This window comes from Flavobacterium sp. K77 (genome assembly GCF_021608205.1).
Taxonomy (GTDB): domain Bacteria; phylum Bacteroidota; class Bacteroidia; order Flavobacteriales; family Flavobacteriaceae; genus Flavobacterium; species Flavobacterium turcicum.
The window spans coordinates 202,293-217,861 of record NZ_JAKIHO010000002.1 but is presented as its reverse complement, the minus strand read 5'-3'; the positions used below and the strand labels follow the sequence as shown (position 1 = coordinate 217,861).

14 protein-coding genes are annotated in these 15,569 nt (G+C 35.0%); 10 read left to right on the top strand and 4 right to left on the bottom strand.

Features of this window, described 5'->3' with window-relative positions; translation table 11 throughout:
- Positions 1 to 37 precede the first annotated feature (37 nt).
- Positions 38 to 1,924 (bottom strand): molecular chaperone DnaK, encoded by a 1,887-nt coding sequence (dnaK, locus tag L1S34_RS06620; RefSeq protein ID WP_236363341.1) that lies wholly within the window; start codon positions 1,922 to 1,924, stop codon positions 38 to 40.
- Between the two features lie 378 nt (positions 1,925 to 2,302).
- Here dnaK and L1S34_RS06615 point away from each other — a divergent pair, with 378 nt between their 5' ends.
- The 3 genes from L1S34_RS06615 to L1S34_RS06605 all read left to right on the top strand — a co-directional run bounded on the left by L1S34_RS06615 (position 2,303) and on the right by L1S34_RS06605 (position 3,792).
- Positions 2,303 to 2,689 carry a hypothetical protein gene (locus tag L1S34_RS06615; protein ID WP_236363340.1) on the top strand — a complete coding sequence of 129 codons (387 nt, stop codon included), beginning with the start codon at positions 2,303 to 2,305 and terminating at the stop codon, positions 2,687 to 2,689.
- A 14-nt stretch (positions 2,690 to 2,703) separates the two neighbouring features.
- Complete coding sequence (locus tag L1S34_RS06610; RefSeq protein ID WP_166135259.1) at positions 2,704 to 3,171, top strand: PEGA domain-containing protein; 468 nt, start codon at positions 2,704 to 2,706, stop codon at positions 3,169 to 3,171.
- A gap of 105 nt (positions 3,172 to 3,276) precedes the next feature.
- Positions 3,277 to 3,792 (top strand): GNAT family N-acetyltransferase, encoded by a 516-nt coding sequence (locus L1S34_RS06605; protein WP_236363339.1) that lies wholly within the window; start codon positions 3,277 to 3,279, stop codon positions 3,790 to 3,792.
- 98 nt (positions 3,793 to 3,890) lie between these two features.
- Here L1S34_RS06605 and L1S34_RS06600 read toward each other — a convergent pair whose 3' ends face one another.
- Positions 3,891 to 4,436: a DUF4494 domain-containing protein gene (locus tag L1S34_RS06600; RefSeq protein ID WP_166135253.1), complete on the bottom strand. Its 546-nt coding sequence runs from the start codon at positions 4,434 to 4,436 to the stop codon at positions 3,891 to 3,893.
- A gap of 301 nt (positions 4,437 to 4,737) precedes the next feature.
- Here L1S34_RS06600 and L1S34_RS06595 point away from each other — a divergent pair, with 301 nt between their 5' ends.
- The 4 genes from L1S34_RS06595 (at position 4,738) to L1S34_RS06580 (ending at position 9,413) form a co-directional block, all read left to right on the top strand.
- The gene (locus tag L1S34_RS06595) at positions 4,738 to 5,364 is read left to right on the top strand and encodes a TetR/AcrR family transcriptional regulator (RefSeq protein ID WP_166135250.1); all 627 of its coding nucleotides are present in this window, start codon (positions 4,738 to 4,740) and stop codon (positions 5,362 to 5,364) included.
- Positions 5,354 to 6,676, top strand: a complete 1,323-nt coding sequence (locus L1S34_RS06590) for a TolC family protein (protein ID WP_236363338.1) — start codon at positions 5,354 to 5,356, stop codon at positions 6,674 to 6,676. Before L1S34_RS06595 ends, L1S34_RS06590 begins: the two co-directional genes overlap by 11 nt.
- A 10-nt stretch (positions 6,677 to 6,686) precedes the next feature.
- Positions 6,687 to 7,766, top strand: coding sequence for an HlyD family secretion protein (locus tag L1S34_RS06585; protein ID WP_236363337.1), 1,080 nt, complete (start codon positions 6,687 to 6,689; stop codon positions 7,764 to 7,766).
- Positions 7,767 to 7,829: 63 nt separating this feature from the next.
- Positions 7,830 to 9,413 carry a DHA2 family efflux MFS transporter permease subunit gene (locus L1S34_RS06580; protein WP_236363336.1) on the top strand — a complete coding sequence of 528 codons (1,584 nt, stop codon included), beginning with the start codon at positions 7,830 to 7,832 and terminating at the stop codon, positions 9,411 to 9,413.
- Between the two features lie 32 nt (positions 9,414 to 9,445).
- Here L1S34_RS06580 and yaaA read toward each other — a convergent pair whose 3' ends face one another.
- The gene (yaaA, locus tag L1S34_RS06575; protein WP_236363335.1) at positions 9,446 to 10,204 is read right to left on the bottom strand and encodes a peroxide stress protein YaaA; all 759 of its coding nucleotides are present in this window, start codon (positions 10,202 to 10,204) and stop codon (positions 9,446 to 9,448) included.
- A 153-nt stretch (positions 10,205 to 10,357) separates the two neighbouring features.
- On the opposite strand from yaaA, the gene L1S34_RS06570 reads away from it, so the two are divergent.
- Entirely contained in the window at positions 10,358 to 10,876 is a 519-nt protein-coding gene (locus L1S34_RS06570) for a GNAT family N-acetyltransferase (RefSeq protein ID WP_236363334.1), read from the top strand.
- Positions 10,877 to 10,967: 91 nt separating this feature from the next.
- Positions 10,968 to 12,206 carry an NAD(P)/FAD-dependent oxidoreductase gene (locus L1S34_RS06565; protein ID WP_236363333.1) on the top strand — a complete coding sequence of 413 codons (1,239 nt, stop codon included), beginning with the start codon at positions 10,968 to 10,970 and terminating at the stop codon, positions 12,204 to 12,206.
- A gap of 67 nt (positions 12,207 to 12,273) precedes the next feature.
- Here the strand turns inward: L1S34_RS06565 and L1S34_RS06560 are convergent, their stop codons facing one another.
- Positions 12,274 to 13,803, bottom strand: a complete 1,530-nt coding sequence (locus L1S34_RS06560) for a SulP family inorganic anion transporter (RefSeq protein WP_236363332.1) — start codon at positions 13,801 to 13,803, stop codon at positions 12,274 to 12,276.
- A gap of 320 nt (positions 13,804 to 14,123) precedes the next feature.
- Here L1S34_RS06560 and L1S34_RS06555 point away from each other — a divergent pair, with 320 nt between their 5' ends.
- Positions 14,124 to 15,542 (top strand): adenosine deaminase, encoded by a 1,419-nt coding sequence (locus tag L1S34_RS06555; RefSeq protein WP_236363331.1) that lies wholly within the window; start codon positions 14,124 to 14,126, stop codon positions 15,540 to 15,542.
- Positions 15,543 to 15,569: the final 27 nt, after the last annotated feature.

Genomic DNA, 15,569 nt, shown 5'->3' with positions numbered 1-15,569 from the left:
GTAAAGACAGACAGAAGTCTATCACTACTGGAAATTATTATTTTACTTCTTCGAATTCAACGTCTTCAACGTTATCTCCTTGAGTAGCTTCACCTTGTGGTTGAGCAGCACCTTGACCTTGTTCTCCTTGAGCATACATAGCCTCAGTAGCTGTTTTCCAAGCAGCATTTACATTGTCTAAACCTTTTTGAATTGCATCAAGATCTTGAGATTGGTGTGCCATTCTCAATTCAGTTAAAGCATATTCAATAGCAGTTTTGTTTTCGTCAGAGATTTTATCTCCTAACTCTTTCAATTGAGATTCAGTTTGGAAGATTGTAGAATCTACCTCATTCAATTTTTCTGCTCTTGCTCTAGCAATTTTATCAGACTCAGCATTAGCTTCTGCATCTTGTTTCATTTTCTCGATTTCTTCAGAAGTTAATCCAGAAGAAGCCTCGATACGAATATCGTGAGATTTACCAGTTCCTTTATCAGTAGCAGTTACTTTGATGATACCATTAGCATCGATATCGAAAGAAACTTCGATTTGTGGAACTCCTCTTGGTGCTGGTGGGATACCATCTAAATGGAAACGACCAATAGTTTTGTTATCAGCAGCCATTGCTCTTGCACCTTGTAATACGTGTAATTCAACAGATGGTTGAGAATCAGCAGCAGTTGAGAAAACTTGTGATTTTTTAGTTGGGATAGTTGTGTTTGCTTCGATCAAAACAGTCATAACACCACCCATTGTTTCGATACCTAAAGATAAAGGTGTAACGTCAAGTAACAATACATCTTTTACATCTCCAGAAAGAACTCCACCTTGAATAGCTGCTCCAATTGCAACAACCTCATCAGGGTTTACTCCTTTAGATGCTTTTTTACCGAAGAATTTTTCAACTTCTTCTGCAATTCTTGGCATACGAGTAGAACCTCCTACAAGGATAACTTCGTCAATATCAGAAACTGTTAAACCAGCATCTTTCAAAGCTCTAGCAACTGGCTCCATAGAACGTTTTACTAAAGTATCTGATAATTGCTCAAATTTTGAACGAGATAATTTTTTAACTAAGTGTTTTGGTCCTGAAGCCGTAGCTGTAACGTATGGCAAGTTGATTTCAGTTTCTGCAGAAGCTGATAATTCAATTTTAGCTTTCTCAGCAGCTTCTTTAATTCTTTGTAAAGACATTGGATCTAAACGTAAATCAATACCTTCTTCAGATTTGAATTCGTCAGCTAACCAGTCAATAATTACTTGGTCAAAATCGTCTCCTCCTAAGTGAGTATCTCCGTTTGTAGACAATACTTCGAAAACTCCGTCACCTAATTCCAGAACTGAGATATCAAATGTACCTCCACCTAAATCGTAAACAGCAATTTTTTGGTCAGTACCTTTTTTATCTAATCCGTAAGCTAATGCAGCTGCAGTTGGCTCGTTGATGATACGCATTACTTTAAGACCTGCAATTTCTCCAGCTTCTTTAGTAGCTTGACGTTGCGCATCATTAAAATATGCTGGTACAGTAATAACCGCTTCAGTTACAGTTTGACCTAAGTAGTCTTCAGCAGTTTTTTTCATTTTTTGAAGAGTCATTGCTGACAATTCTTGTGCAGTATACAAACGACCGTCAATATCAACACGTGGTGTATTGTTATCTCCTTTTACGATGCTGTAAGGAACTCTTTTTGCCTCAGTAGAAACTTCACCAAAACCTTGTCCCATAAAACGTTTGATAGAAGCAATAGTCTTAGTTGGATTAGTTACTGCTTGTCTCTTTGCAGGATCACCTACTTTAATTTCTCCACCTTCAACAAAAGCGATGATAGATGGTGTTGTTCTTTTTCCTTCTGCGTTAGGGATAACAACTGCTTCGTTACCTTCCATTACAGAAACACAAGAGTTGGTCGTACCTAAATCAATTCCGATTATTTTACCCATTTTTAATATATTTAATTTTATTGTATATTCAGTTATATTACTTGCTGTCCGTAAGTCAATCTTTATGCCAATACAAAACAGCTCTGTAAATTGTCAGTTTGTATTAAAAATGACATAAAATAATATGACAAGATGACATTTGTAAGTGCCAAGTTAAAATCGATAATCTTCAGAAAAGAATTTAGACTGCAAGCATGGCGGATCACGAACCGTTGATTACTTAACAAACTTATTCATTATTGAAAGACAGATATGTCTTTGAAAAGCAAAATTTAGCAAGACAAAAAGTATAAAAAAGAGTCAACACCTTTTTAATAAATTTTATTTTTCGTGTACGACAAATCACCTATATTTACGGAAAAATTGAAACGAAACGTTATGCGAAAATTAATTCTTAGTGCTATTACTCTAGCATTAGTTAGTTGTGGAGCAAGTATTAAATCTAATTTCACTACCCAACTAGCGCCAATTTCTATGGACCAGAAAGTAGCAATACTTGATTTAAAAAACGAAGTCCCTTCTGGAGCACAAAAAATAGGGACAGCTTCGTTTGGTGACACCGGTTTTTCTACTGATTGTGATTTTAATAGCAATTTAATTAATGCTCGTAAAATTGCACGACAAAACGGAGCCAATGTAATTAAGGTCACTGAAAAAAAAGAACCTAATTTTTTTGGTTCGTCATGCTACCGAATAAAAGTTGATTTTTATTCTTACCAAGGCGATGTGACTCAACTAGACCAATATCAAATTCAAATTAACTAATTATAATTTACAAAATGAAAAAATCATTTATTTCTGCCTCTTTAGCTTTTGTGCTTTTATGCTCCAGCTGTGCAACTATTGTTTCAGGTTCAAAACAAAATGTAAAATTCGAGAGTAACCCAAGCCAAGCTACTATTTTAGTTGATGAAGTTGAAGTGGGAAAAACACCTTTCGAAATAAAACTTTCTCGTAAAAGCGAACACGAAGTTTTAATTAAATTAGACGGTTACAAAAACTATCAAACTACCTTAACTAAAAAATTCAATGCTTGGTATTTAGGAAATATTTTGATTGGTGGACTTGTAGGTTTAATTATTGATCCGGTTACTGGAGCAATTTACAACCTAACACCAAAACAAGTAAATGCCGAAATGACAAAAGGAACTGCTTTCAATTACAAAAAAGGGGACGTTTATGTCGCTGTAGCTTTAGAGGTTGATCCTAACTGGAACAAAGTAGGTCAATTGAGTAGCGCACAATAAAACCCTATGTCCTAAAAGAATTGTAATGCTTGATTGCGAATTTTGTTCCTCAAACAAAATTCGCAATCTTTGTTTTAAGATAAATCCAAATCAAAACATACAAGCATGAATTCAACCAATTATCAATTTAAAAAAGCTACAACTGCTGATCATACATTTATCTGGGAAATTTTAGCCGATGCTATCGTGCGTAGAAAAACAGATGGAAGTACACAATGGCAAGACGGCTACCCCAACCCTACTGTTGTAGAAAACGATATTAGGCAAGGTAATGGATTTGTTCTCCTAGAAAATCATACAATAGTAGGTTACTGTGCTTTGATCATTAATTATGAGCCTGCTTATGAAGCCATTGAAGGCAAATGGCTATCGGATCAAGATTTTGTAGTCATTCATCGTGTAGCAATTGCACAAGAACAACTTGGGAAAGGCTTAGCAAAAAAAATAATGACTGAAATAGAAAACTATGCTATGCAACATCATATTTTCAGCATCAAAGCCGACACAAACTTTGACAACTTACCCATGCTACATTTGTTTGAAAAATTAGGCTATAGTTATTGTGGCGAAGTCTACTTTAGAGGAAGCGCCAGAAAGGCATTTGAAAAAGTATTAAAGTAACGCCTATATTTTTTCTGTAGCTTAAAAAAAATGCAATCAAAAATGGTACGTTTTGACAATTATTGATTGCATTTCAACTTTATTCTTCTCTTCTGAATTTACTCAACTTCTTCAGTTACAAATTCCATGTGGTCGATTACTTCCGCTTCTACTTCAGGCTTTGATGCTTTTATTGCATTAAACTTTTCAATTTTTTCTAAATCTTCTTCTTCTCCACTAAAATAAGGAAAAACATCTAGTATTGGCGATTCGGCAATAGCCGGAATCGTATAATCGCCCATTGTACCTTTCATAACAGTAACCGTATTATCGTACGCTTCTTTTACATCATTGGCTTGAACCAAAAGATACATATTGGTTTTGCGCTCTTTTCCACTTTCTTCATCGTAAGCAAGTAACGAAACTTTAGATCTAAACCAACGGTCCGCATTTTCAAAAGGATGAATTTCGGCGTAATTAGCAACCTTAATTGTTGTTATTTTAAACTCTTCACTGATGTATGCCGACATTTCTTCGTTTATTCTGCTCTCTGCTTCCGTATACGACAAAGCATCAACTAAATAAGGTTCATTTGCCATTTTTTGAACACCACTTTCATCTGTTTTTCTATATTTTACTTTGCATTCGTACCAAATTGTGCTCATCTTTTTCTCTATTTTTTTTTAAGGTCGTCAAAGATAAATTTTCGAATTAATAAAAAAGCAGAACCAAAAAATAGATATTCACAATTTGACACAACAAACTAAAAGCAAATAAATATAGCGTAATAACATTCTTGAATTCAAATATTTATGAACTACATTATTTTTACAATTCAAAATTCATTTTAAAATTTATCCGGACTTCTATCTTGCTAAAAAAGCGTTAAATGCATGTTAAAAAAAATTAAACAACTGTTTAAATTAAACAACTGTTTAAATTTGTACAAGGAAAAGAAGAAAACGCGTGACATCCAATTTCAACGACAAGCAAATTCAAATTTTACAAGTTGCCGAAACCCTTTTTGCTGAAAAAGGTTTTGATGGCACTTCGATACGTGCTATTGCCAAATTAGCGCAGATTAATATCGCCATGGTCTCGTATTATTTTGGTTCAAAGGAGCGCTTACTTGAAGCACTTTTAATTTACCGAACAACCGACCTAAAAAAACAACTCGAAAATTTATTGCAAGAAGATTTACAACCTCTAGAAAAAATCAATAAACTAATCGAACTCTATATTAGTAGAATTAGTTCTAATAAAGGGATTTATCGCATTTTACACTTTGAATTTTCATCAAAAAAAAGAGAGCAAAACCTTGAAGTTTTTACCGAATTGCGCAAAGGAAATTTAAAAGCGTTAGAAGCTATCATTCAAGAAGGCCAACAAAAAGGAATTTTCAGAAAGGATGTCATTATACCTTTAATAACTCCAACAATTTTAGGTACATTTTTTCATTTTCATATGAATAAGCCTTTTTTTGAAAACCTCCTTCAACTCAAAACAGAGGATCTTTACAACAACTATATCAAAACAAACTTGACCCAGCACATTCAACAAACAATAAAAGCACTTCTTATCTATGAAAGTTAGTCAAATCATGCTCTATGGGATGTTCTTTATCGGAATTTCGTCCGTTGGGGCACAAGAAAAAACAAGTTTAAGCTTAAGTGAGGCTATAAACAAAGCTTGGGACAAAAGCAACGAAGTATCGCTTGCCAATACAAAGGTACAGTCTAAAAAATTTGAATTACAAGCCGCAAAAAACAATCAATACCCCGACTTAAAAGCGTCTGGCCAATACCAACGATTGACTAATGCATCAGTAAATTTCAAATTAAATCAGGATAATAATGGTCCAGTACCTGCAGTGAACCAATTGATGGTGGGTCAAATAACGGCTGCTATACCTGTTTTTTCGGGCTTTAAAATTCAAAACGGAATTAAAGCACAAGACCAATTGTACCAAGCAGAAATGGCTACATCATTGCAAACAAAAGAAGATGTTGCATTGCGTGTTATTGAATATTACGCTAGCCTATACAAAGCTCAAAAAACAATTGAACTTTTAAAGGAAAACCAAAAAAGTGCCAAGCAGCGTGTAAAAGATTTTATTGAATTGGAAAAAAATGAAATCATTCCTCGCAATGATTTATTGAAAGCCAAGTTACAAGTTTCTAAAATACAGTTGTCATTAGATGAAGCTTCTAATAACTTAAAGACAATCAATTTTTACTTAACCACACTTTTAAAATTAAGTCCGGATACGCAACTTGAAATTCGCGAAGCTGATTTTGCTGATTTTCAAATGAATAATGTCCCTGACAATGACCTACCAGCACTCGAAAATCGTAAGGACTTACAATCCATTCGACTCAAGAGCAAAGCGAGCGAAACAAACATTAAAATCGCTAAAAGTGCCTACTACCCTACTTTAGCAATTGTAGGCGGTTACACGGCATTAGACCTAAGCAATGTAATTACGGTTCAAAATGCAATGAATATTGGAGTAGGAATATCATACGATTTGAGTGCACTAGTTAAAAATGCGACCATGGTAAAACTAGCCGAAAGCAGATTATCTGAGGTTCAAAGTAATGAAGCACTACTTGTAGATTACATCAAAGTTCAAGTTCATAAAGCAATCGAAGATTATGAACTTGCAGTAAAACAAAGCTTAGTTTACAATGAAGCTCAGGAACAAGCTAGCGAAAACTACCGTATTGTTAAAGACAAATACGACAACGGCTTATCAGACACCAACGATTTGTTAGAAGCTGATGTAGAGCAACTCAATGCAACCATAAACAAAGCTTTGGCTCGCGCTAATACCATCCAAAAATATTACGAGTTACTTGCAGTAACAGGACAGTTATCACAATCATTCACATTAGCTCAAAAATAATTATACTACCATGGAAAAGAAAAAAACAAACAAAAAATTCATCATTATCCTTGTAGCTCTGGTAGTTTTGGGTGGGACGTATGGTACATACAAATACATGCATTCACAAGCTCATGAGGAAACTGATGATGCTCAAATTGAAAAAAATATGAACCCCATAATCCCGAGGGTTTCTGGCTACGTTGATAAAGTGTACATCAAAGACAATGATTTTGTAAAAAAAGGCGACACGCTTTTTACTATCGATAAAAGAGATTATTTACTTAAAATTGACGAAGCTACCGCCGCATTAATTGGTGCCGAAGGAAATCTTGAAGTCTCAAAAGCAGACATCGGTAGTGCTTTGGCTAGCATATCGGTTTCAGATGCTAACGTACTTTCTGCAGGCGGCAATATTGAGTCGGCTAAAATTCGTTTAGACAGAGTTTCTAGCGATTTTATCCGATATGAAAACTTATATAAAAGTCATTCGATTACCAAACAACAATACGAACAAGCGCTTGCTGCTAAATTAGAAGCTGAAAATCAAATAAAAATTCTGAAACAACAAGAACGAGCTACTGCTTTTCAAAAATCAGTTATTATTGCCAAATCAAAAGTTTCAAGCAAGCAAACCGAAGTTGCCGCTGCTAACATCAAAAAAGCACAAGCACAATTGGATGCAGCAAAATTGAACTTAACCTACACGGTAGTAACTGCTGCAATTGATGGTCAAGTATCTAAAATTGACATTCAACCGGGGCAATTAGTACAACCGGGACAATCATTATTTTACATCATCAACAACCAAGAAGCTTGGGTAATTGCTAATTTTAAAGAAACGCAATTGAACAAAATGGTTAAAGGTCAAAAGGTAACCGTAAAAGTAGATGCCTATCCTGGCTATTTATTTCAAGGCACCATAACTTCATTTTCACCTGCAACAGGATCTCGTTTTTCATTACTTCCGCCTGATAATGCTACAGGGAATTTTGTAAAAACCATTCAACGTTTGCCAGTAAAAATTAGTCTGGACGCATCAAACGATCCTGAAAAAATAAAATTGCTTCGACCAGGAATGAATGTTGATGTAGACGTACATGTAAAATAAATACTTGGTTTACCTCAACACTGTAGAAGATAAAAATAAAATTGGCTTTCAATAAAGGACAAAATGGTGCAATCAGGAGAAGACGATTTAGTAGAATACGGCTTTAGAAGAGTCATAATTACCATCACTGCAGTACTATGTGCAATGCTTGAAATTGTAGATACTACAATTGTCAACGTAGCATTAAACAATATGCGCGGTAGTTTGGGTGCCTCCCTAACTGACGTGGCATGGGTTATTACCGCCTACGCCATTGCCAATGTTATCGTAATACCAATGACAAGTTGGTTGTCACAACAATTTGGTAGACGAAATTATTTTGCTGTATCTATTATCATATTCACAACGGCTTCTTTCCTTTGCGGAAATGCCACTAATATTTGGGAACTTGTTGCATTTCGTTTCATTCAAGGATTAGGTGGAGGTGCTTTATTAGTAACTGCCCAAACTATTATTACCGAAAGTTATCCGGTTGCTAAACGCGGAATGGCGCAAGCCATCTATGGTATGGGCGTAATTGTAGGACCTACGTTAGGACCACCCTTGGGAGGTTATATTGTAGATCATTTTTCATGGCCGTACATTTTTTACATCAATATTCCAATCGGAATTATTGCAACTTTACTAACTTTTTCATTTGTAAAAAGTCCAAAATACGGTACAAAACTTAAAGCAAGTCAAGTAGATTGGTGGGGAATTGTTTTATTAACGGCTTTTATTGGTTCGTTACAATATGTTTTGGAACACGGACAACAAGATGATTGGTTCAATAACGGAACCATAATTATGCTAAGCGTAGTAACCGTTTTTGGATTTATATTGTTTATCTGGCGTGAACTTACATACGAGCACCCTATTGTAAACCTACGTGTTTTAAAAGATACCAACTTACGAGTTGGAACTGTGATGTGTTTTATACTCGGTTTTGGGTTGTACGGTTCTACTTTTATTATTCCAATTTACACTCAATCGGTTTTGGGTTGGAGTGCATTAGACGCTGGTTTATTGCTTATTCCTAGTTCGATAACTACCGGAATTATGATGCCTTTTATTGGTAAAATGATTCAGCGCGGGATTCCACAAGCCTACATGGTTGCTGCAGGCTTCTTTCTGTTTTTCTTGTTTACTTTTTGGATGCAGCAAGTTATCACACCTGATTCTGGCGAAGAACATTTATTTTGGCCTTTAATTTTGAGAGGAGTTGGATTAGGATTACTTTTTGTACCAATTACGACATTATCATTATCTACTTTAAAAGGAAAAAGTATTGGCGAGGGTGCTGCTTTTACAGGAATGATGCGCCAGTTAGGTGGGTCGTTTGGAATTGCAATTATTACTACTTTTTTGGCACGATTCAATCAAGAACACCGCGTAAACTTAGTATCACACCTCAATAAATCATCGTTTGAAGTACAGCAAACAGTAAAAGAATTGCAATTGGGATTTATGTCTAAAGGTTTCTCTGCAAATGAATCGTTAGCAAAAGCTTACAAAGCATTAGAATTCAAAGTAATGCTTCAAAGCAGCGTACTCTCTTACATGGATATCTTTTTATATCTAGGTGGACTATTTTTACTTTGCATCCCCTTTATCTTATTGATTAAAAAAGGAAAAAACAAAATAAATCCTGCTGATGCAATGCACTAGCAGGATTTATTTTGTTTTTATTCCCTTTTAAATTATCTGGTAAAAATTAGATTGTTCCCCTTTGACAGGTTAGCATCAAATTGATACCCATCATAATTGAATCTTTTTAAATCTTCTAAAGTCTCAGCATTAGTGTCGATAATGTAGCGCACCATCATACCTCTAGCTTTTTTGGCAAAAAAACTAATGATTTTTAGTTTACCATTTTTGTAATCTTTAAATTCAGGAGTAATTACCGGGACTTTTAGCACTTTTACATCTACTGCCGAAAAATATTCTGTGCTTGCCAAATTAACAAAAAGCTCGTCATCAGCTAACTCTTTGTTCAAAGCTTTAGTTATAGTTGGTTTCCAAAACTCATATAAATTTTTACTTTCGCCAACCGCCATTTTCGTACCCATTTCTAAACGATAGGCCTGAATCAAATCTAAAGGTTTAAGCAAACCATACAAACCAGATAAAATGCGTAAACGTTCTTGTAAAAAATCAATTTTTTCGGGCGCAAGTTCGTAAGCATTCAATCCAGTATAAACATCGCCATCAAAAGTATAAACCGCAGGACGTGCATTTTCAGCGTTAAAAGGAGTTTTCCATTGTTGGTTGCGCTGCCAATTCAAATCTGCTAATTTTTCAGAAATACTCATTAAACTAGATAAACCCGTTGGATTAATCTGTTTCAAAACTTGCTGCACTTTTTTTGATTCTTTCAAAAATAAAGCTTCAGAAAATTGAGTGGTTGGCAAAGCTTTTTCGAATTCTAGTGATTTGGCTGGAGAGATGACAATTTTCATATGCTAGTAAGTACTACTTTTTTATAATTTGATTCAAAAGTAATGATTGCAAAATAAAATCCAATGCTAAGTAGATTGATTTGTCGAATACCGTTATAGAAATTGAAAATTACCATTTCTTTACCTTATTTTTGATAATCAAACATCACATTTATGGATTCGCTTATCATTGAAACTGCTACACTAGCTCATATCGAACAATTACAAAAATTGAGTATTACTACTTTTACCGAAACCTTTGCAGAAGTAAATACAGCCGAAAATTTGCAAAAATACTTGGATAAAAGTTTTAATAAAGAGCAACTCACTGCAGAACTAAGCGATGAAAATTCACAATTTTTTATTGCCTTTTTAAATGAAATTCCAGTAGGCTACGCCAAAATAAATATAAACACAGCACAAACAGAACAACATGACTTAGACGCCATGGAATTGCATCGAATTTATGTACTACAAGAATTTCATGGCAAAAAAGTAGCTCAAAAATTATTTGAAAAAGTATTACAAATTGCACGAGAAAAAGAAGTTCCACAATTGTGGTTAGGTGTTTGGGAAGAAAATAAGCGAGCCTTACAATTTTATAAAAACAATGGCTTTACTGTTTTTGACCAGCACGATTTTTGGATGGGCGATGACAAACAAACTGATTTACTTTTACAGCGTACACCTTAAAAAAGTTAAAAACCAATATTATTACACCTACTTCCACTAGCAACAAAACACTTATTTATCCTATTTTTGTAGTGAGCAAGACTTATAAAAAATGAAACAAGATATTATAATAGTTGGCGCAGGTTTGGCCGGATTAGCCGCGGCTGTACACTTGCACCGTCAAGGACGAAAAGTACTTTTATTAGAAGCTTCAGACCGACCTGGCGGACGATTAAAAACAGACCTACACGAAGGATTTTTATTAGACAGAGGATTTCAAGTTCTATTAACTGCCTATCCAGAATCAAAAACTTTACTGGATTACAAAGCTTTACGATTAAAAAAAATGTTACCCGGCGCAACCGTACTTTATGAAAAAGGACAATTCGAAATAGCTGACCCTATGCGACGCCCTTCTGCTGCTTGGGCAACTCTCATAGCTCCTGTTGGTACCATAAAAGATAAATTAAATACCCTGTGGCTAAAGAATCACTTGCAGAAATTAACTATTGACCAAATATTTAGTCAACCTGAAAATACAACCGCTGCACAATTAAAAGAATATGGCTTTAGCGACAAAATGATTGAACGTTTTTACCGTCCATTTATGTCTGGTATTTTTTTAGAAAATCAGTTAACTACTTCACGACGCATGTTCGATTTTGTAATGAAAATGTTTTCAGATGGTGATGTTGCCGTACCTGAATTAGGAATGGAAGAAATCCCGAAACAATTGGTTACCCTGTTACCACAAGGCAGTATTCAATGCAATACAGAAGTCGTAAGTCTTGATCAAAACAAAATTACAACCGCAGATGGCACTGTTTATGAAGCCAATCAAATTCTTTTGGCTACCAATGCCAATCAGTTCTTATCGAAAATAGTTCCTGAAACCAAAACTACAGCGCACCAAGTAACTTGTGTATATTTCGAAACACGTCTGCCACCATCACAAAAAGCGGTAGTGATTTTGAACGCGGCTCAAAATAAAAAATGGGTTAATAATTTAACAGTAATGAGTGCCGTTTCGGCTGCTTATGCCCCTAAAGGTAAAGCACTAATTTCCGTTTCCTATAACGGAATTCCAGATGTTGACGATGCAACACTAGCTGAAAATATGAAAGAAGAAATATCTCATTGGTATGGTGCTGATGCAGCATCTTGGAAAATGCTAAAAGCCTACCGAATTAGCTATGCTTTACCTACGCAAGAGCAGGTAACCAATGAGAAAGATTTGGCCTCTTTTAAAATTTCAGATTCGTTATTTATTTGTGGAGATCATCTTTTAAACGGCTCCATAAATGCAGCGCTACAATCTGGCCGATTAGCAGCTGAAGCAATGCAACGATAAATAAAAAACCATCAAAACAATTGTTACTTACAATTGTCTTGATGGTTTTATTTTAACTTCTACTAAATTATTCGAGAACCTGATATAGAGGATCTTCAAGAATATTTACATCAATAACTGCGGCTGCATTTTCTAATAATCGCACACAATCAGGGCTTAGATGTTGCAAACGGACTGTTTTATTTTGGGCAGCGTATAGCATTGTCACTTTATGTACGGCATCAATCGCACTCATATCGCAAATTTTACTGTCTTTAAAATTAATGATTACTTCTACAGGATCATTTAACACGTCGAATTTTTCAATAAAAGCAACAGTCGATCCAAAGAATAAAGGCCCGTACAGTTCATAGTGCTTTACCCCTTGATCATCGATATGTTTTTTAGCACGAATTCTTTTAGCACTTTCCCAAGCAAAAACTAGAGCAGAAATTATAACACCAATCAAAACAGCCAAAGCTAAATTATGTAACACAATAGTAATGACTGCCACTACAATACCAATAAAAATATCTTGTTTCGGCATTTTATTAATAATCTTGAAACTCGACCATTCAAATGTTCCTATGGCTACCATTATCATCACACCCACAAGTGCTGCCATAGGTAAAAGTTCAATTACTGGTGCACCAACCAACACAATGAATAAGATGGTTAAGGATGCAATGATTCCTGACAACCGCGTCCTAGAACCCGCATTTAAATTAACCAATGTTTGAGCAATCATAGGACAACCTCCCATTCCAAAGAAAAAACCGTTTAAGATGTTAGCACTTCCTTGCGCAATACTCTCTCTATTTCCATCACCCTTGGTTTGAGTGATTTCATCAACTAAATTTAGAGTAAGTAAACCTTCGGTTAAACCTACCGCTGCCATAATTACAGCATAAGGGAATACGATTTGCAAGGTATAAAAGGTAAAAGGGATATTCGGAATATGAAAAGGTGGTAAACCTCCGCTTACTGCAGCAATGTCGCCCACGGTCTTGGTATCAATTTCACCACAATAAACAATCACAAAAACAATCGCAATGGCAACTAAAGAAGATGGAATGGCTTTCGATATTTTAGGAAAAAGTAAAACTATAGCAATAGTAAGTCCTACTAATCCGAGCATTATCCATAAAGGTGATCCTTGTAACCATTGCGTAGCTGGTGCTAAACCAGTTTTGAACTGATTAAGTTGCGACATAAAAATTATAACTGCAAGTCCGTTTACAAAACCAAACATAACTGGCTGAGGCACTAATCGGATAAATTTACCCCATTTAAAAATACCCACTGCAATTTGCATAACACCAGCAAGTGCTACTGCCGCAAATACATATTCTATTCCATGCGATTGCATCAAAGCAATAAGAACAATTACTGTTGCTCCTGCTCCACCAGAAACCATTCCGGGTCTACCTCCAAAAATTGCGGTAACTAACCCCATAATAAAAGCAGCATAAAGTCCTGACAAAGGCGAAAAACCTGCCAAAATAGCAAAAGATAACGATTCAGGAATCATGGTCATGGCAACTGTAAAACCGGCAAGCAGTTCAGTTTTATAATTTACTTTTTGTGAAAAATCAAAAAGATTAAATTGTTGTTTCATAAAAATTGTGCAATAAATAAATGTTTGGGGGAAATTGTCACTGACTTTTTAAACCTCGTGAAGTTCGTATTCTGAAATCAGTAAATTGATAAATTAGGTCCAAATTGACATTAATTGGTAAAAGTGCAAAGGTGAAACTTTTTAAAGGAATACCAAAACTACCGCAGAAATTGTTTAACTTTGCGCCAGTTTACCATTTTTTTACTGCTAGTACTGCAAAAAATTAAGTTTCGAGTCTAAAAAAACGAAAACAAAAAATGCTTTCAACAGCGTGCGAGCAATTTCTTTGGTAAAACTACTTGACACTATTACCAATATCTATGAAAATATTACCAACACTATTGTTGTTCTTAACTGTAACAGCCGGCTACTCGCAATCCGTAAGTGAGTATTTTGAAAAAATAAGAGACAACGAAGCAGAACTGACTGCTTTTTTCTCTCAAATGCCAAAAGGTGGCGACTTACACCATCATTTTTCAGGTTCTATTTACGCAGAACCTTTACTGCAGCATGCAATCCAAACAGACTTTTACCTAAATACCGAAAGCATGGACGTACGCAAGGAAAAAGAATCTATGGGAAATTGGAAATTATTTTCCGAACTCAAAGCCAACGGTACTTTAGAGTTTTACAAGCAAAAAATCATGCAGAAATGGTCTATCAAAGACTATAATTATGTTGATTATCCTTCTGATAAGTTATTTTTCGAATCCTTCATGAAATTTGAACCAGCCATTAAAGGTAATTTCGGACAGGGATTATTGGAGTTGAAAAAAAGAGCAATTGCTGAGAATGTGAGCTACATTGAAACGCAACTCTCAACCATTCCTAACACCATGAATACGGATGATTTGGTTACTTTTAACGCCAAACTTCGTGAGTATGCTCTAGCTAAAAATGAGAAAGAAGTATTGAAAACTTTAGACCTAATGTATAAGAGCATCCTTCAAAAAAATGCTAACAATTATGCTAAAGAATTCAACAATAATTTTGTTACCAAGTTACACAACGATCTAAAAATTGATGATGCTCAATTTACAATGCGTTATCAAAATTTTGTGTTGCGTTTTATGGAACCTGTTGATTTGTTTAAAAATTTGGTTATTGCATTCATCTCTGCCAATGAAAGTGATTTGATGGCTGGTGTCAATATTGTATCACCAGAAGACGGCGAAACTTCGATGAAAGATTATTGGTTGCACATGATGATGTTTAAATTTTGTAACTCAAAATACCCGAATGTAAAATATACCATGCACGCTGGTGAGCTTACGTTAGGATTGGTTCAACCTGAAGAATTAACTTGGCATATTGGCGCGGCAGTACATACCGCTGGCGCCCATAGAATTGGCCACGGTGTAGACATGCCTTATGAAAAAGATTCATACGAATTGCTTCGTCACATGGCACAAAAAGATATTCCTATTGAGATTAATTTAGTGAGTAATGAATTTATTTTGAAGGTCAAAGAAAATCGTCATCCACTTTCCTTGTATAAAAAATTTGGAGTTCCAATTGTAATTAGCACCGATGATGCAGGAATTTTACGAACTAATATGACCGAACAATATGTACTATTGGCAAAAAGATATAAAGATATTTCGTATCAAGACATTAAACAATTTGTGTACAATAGCATCAAATTTAGCTTTATAAAATCAGCTTCAGTTAGAGCACAATTACTGGCAGATTTAGAAATGCGATTTACTACTTTTGAAAAAGAATTCACGAAGCAATAAAACAAAAAAAAATCTGCTCGAAAGCAG

Bases quoted from the DNA above. Each gene is read 5' to 3' on its own strand.
- dnaK (WP_236363341.1), bottom strand. From the start codon at position 1,924: ATGGGTAAAATAATCGGAATTGATTTAGGTACGACCAACTCTTGTGTT.
- L1S34_RS06615 (WP_236363340.1), top strand. From the start codon at position 2,303: ATGCGAAAATTAATTCTTAGTGCTATTACTCTAGCATTAGTTAGTTGT.
- L1S34_RS06610 (WP_166135259.1), top strand. From the start codon at position 2,704: ATGAAAAAATCATTTATTTCTGCCTCTTTAGCTTTTGTGCTTTTATGC.
- L1S34_RS06605 (WP_236363339.1), top strand. From the start codon at position 3,277: ATGAATTCAACCAATTATCAATTTAAAAAAGCTACAACTGCTGATCAT.
- L1S34_RS06600 (WP_166135253.1), bottom strand. From the start codon at position 4,436: ATGAGCACAATTTGGTACGAATGCAAAGTAAAATATAGAAAAACAGAT.
- L1S34_RS06590 (WP_236363338.1), top strand. From the start codon at position 5,354: ATGAAAGTTAGTCAAATCATGCTCTATGGGATGTTCTTTATCGGAATT.
- L1S34_RS06585 (WP_236363337.1), top strand. From the start codon at position 6,687: ATGGAAAAGAAAAAAACAAACAAAAAATTCATCATTATCCTTGTAGCT.
- L1S34_RS06580 (WP_236363336.1), top strand. From the start codon at position 7,830: ATGGTGCAATCAGGAGAAGACGATTTAGTAGAATACGGCTTTAGAAGA.
- yaaA (WP_236363335.1), bottom strand. From the start codon at position 10,204: ATGAAAATTGTCATCTCTCCAGCCAAATCACTAGAATTCGAAAAAGCT.
- L1S34_RS06570 (WP_236363334.1), top strand. From the start codon at position 10,358: ATGGATTCGCTTATCATTGAAACTGCTACACTAGCTCATATCGAACAA.
- L1S34_RS06565 (WP_236363333.1), top strand. From the start codon at position 10,968: ATGAAACAAGATATTATAATAGTTGGCGCAGGTTTGGCCGGATTAGCC.
- L1S34_RS06560 (WP_236363332.1), bottom strand. From the start codon at position 13,803: ATGAAACAACAATTTAATCTTTTTGATTTTTCACAAAAAGTAAATTAT.
- L1S34_RS06555 (WP_236363331.1), top strand. From the start codon at position 14,124: ATGAAAATATTACCAACACTATTGTTGTTCTTAACTGTAACAGCCGGC.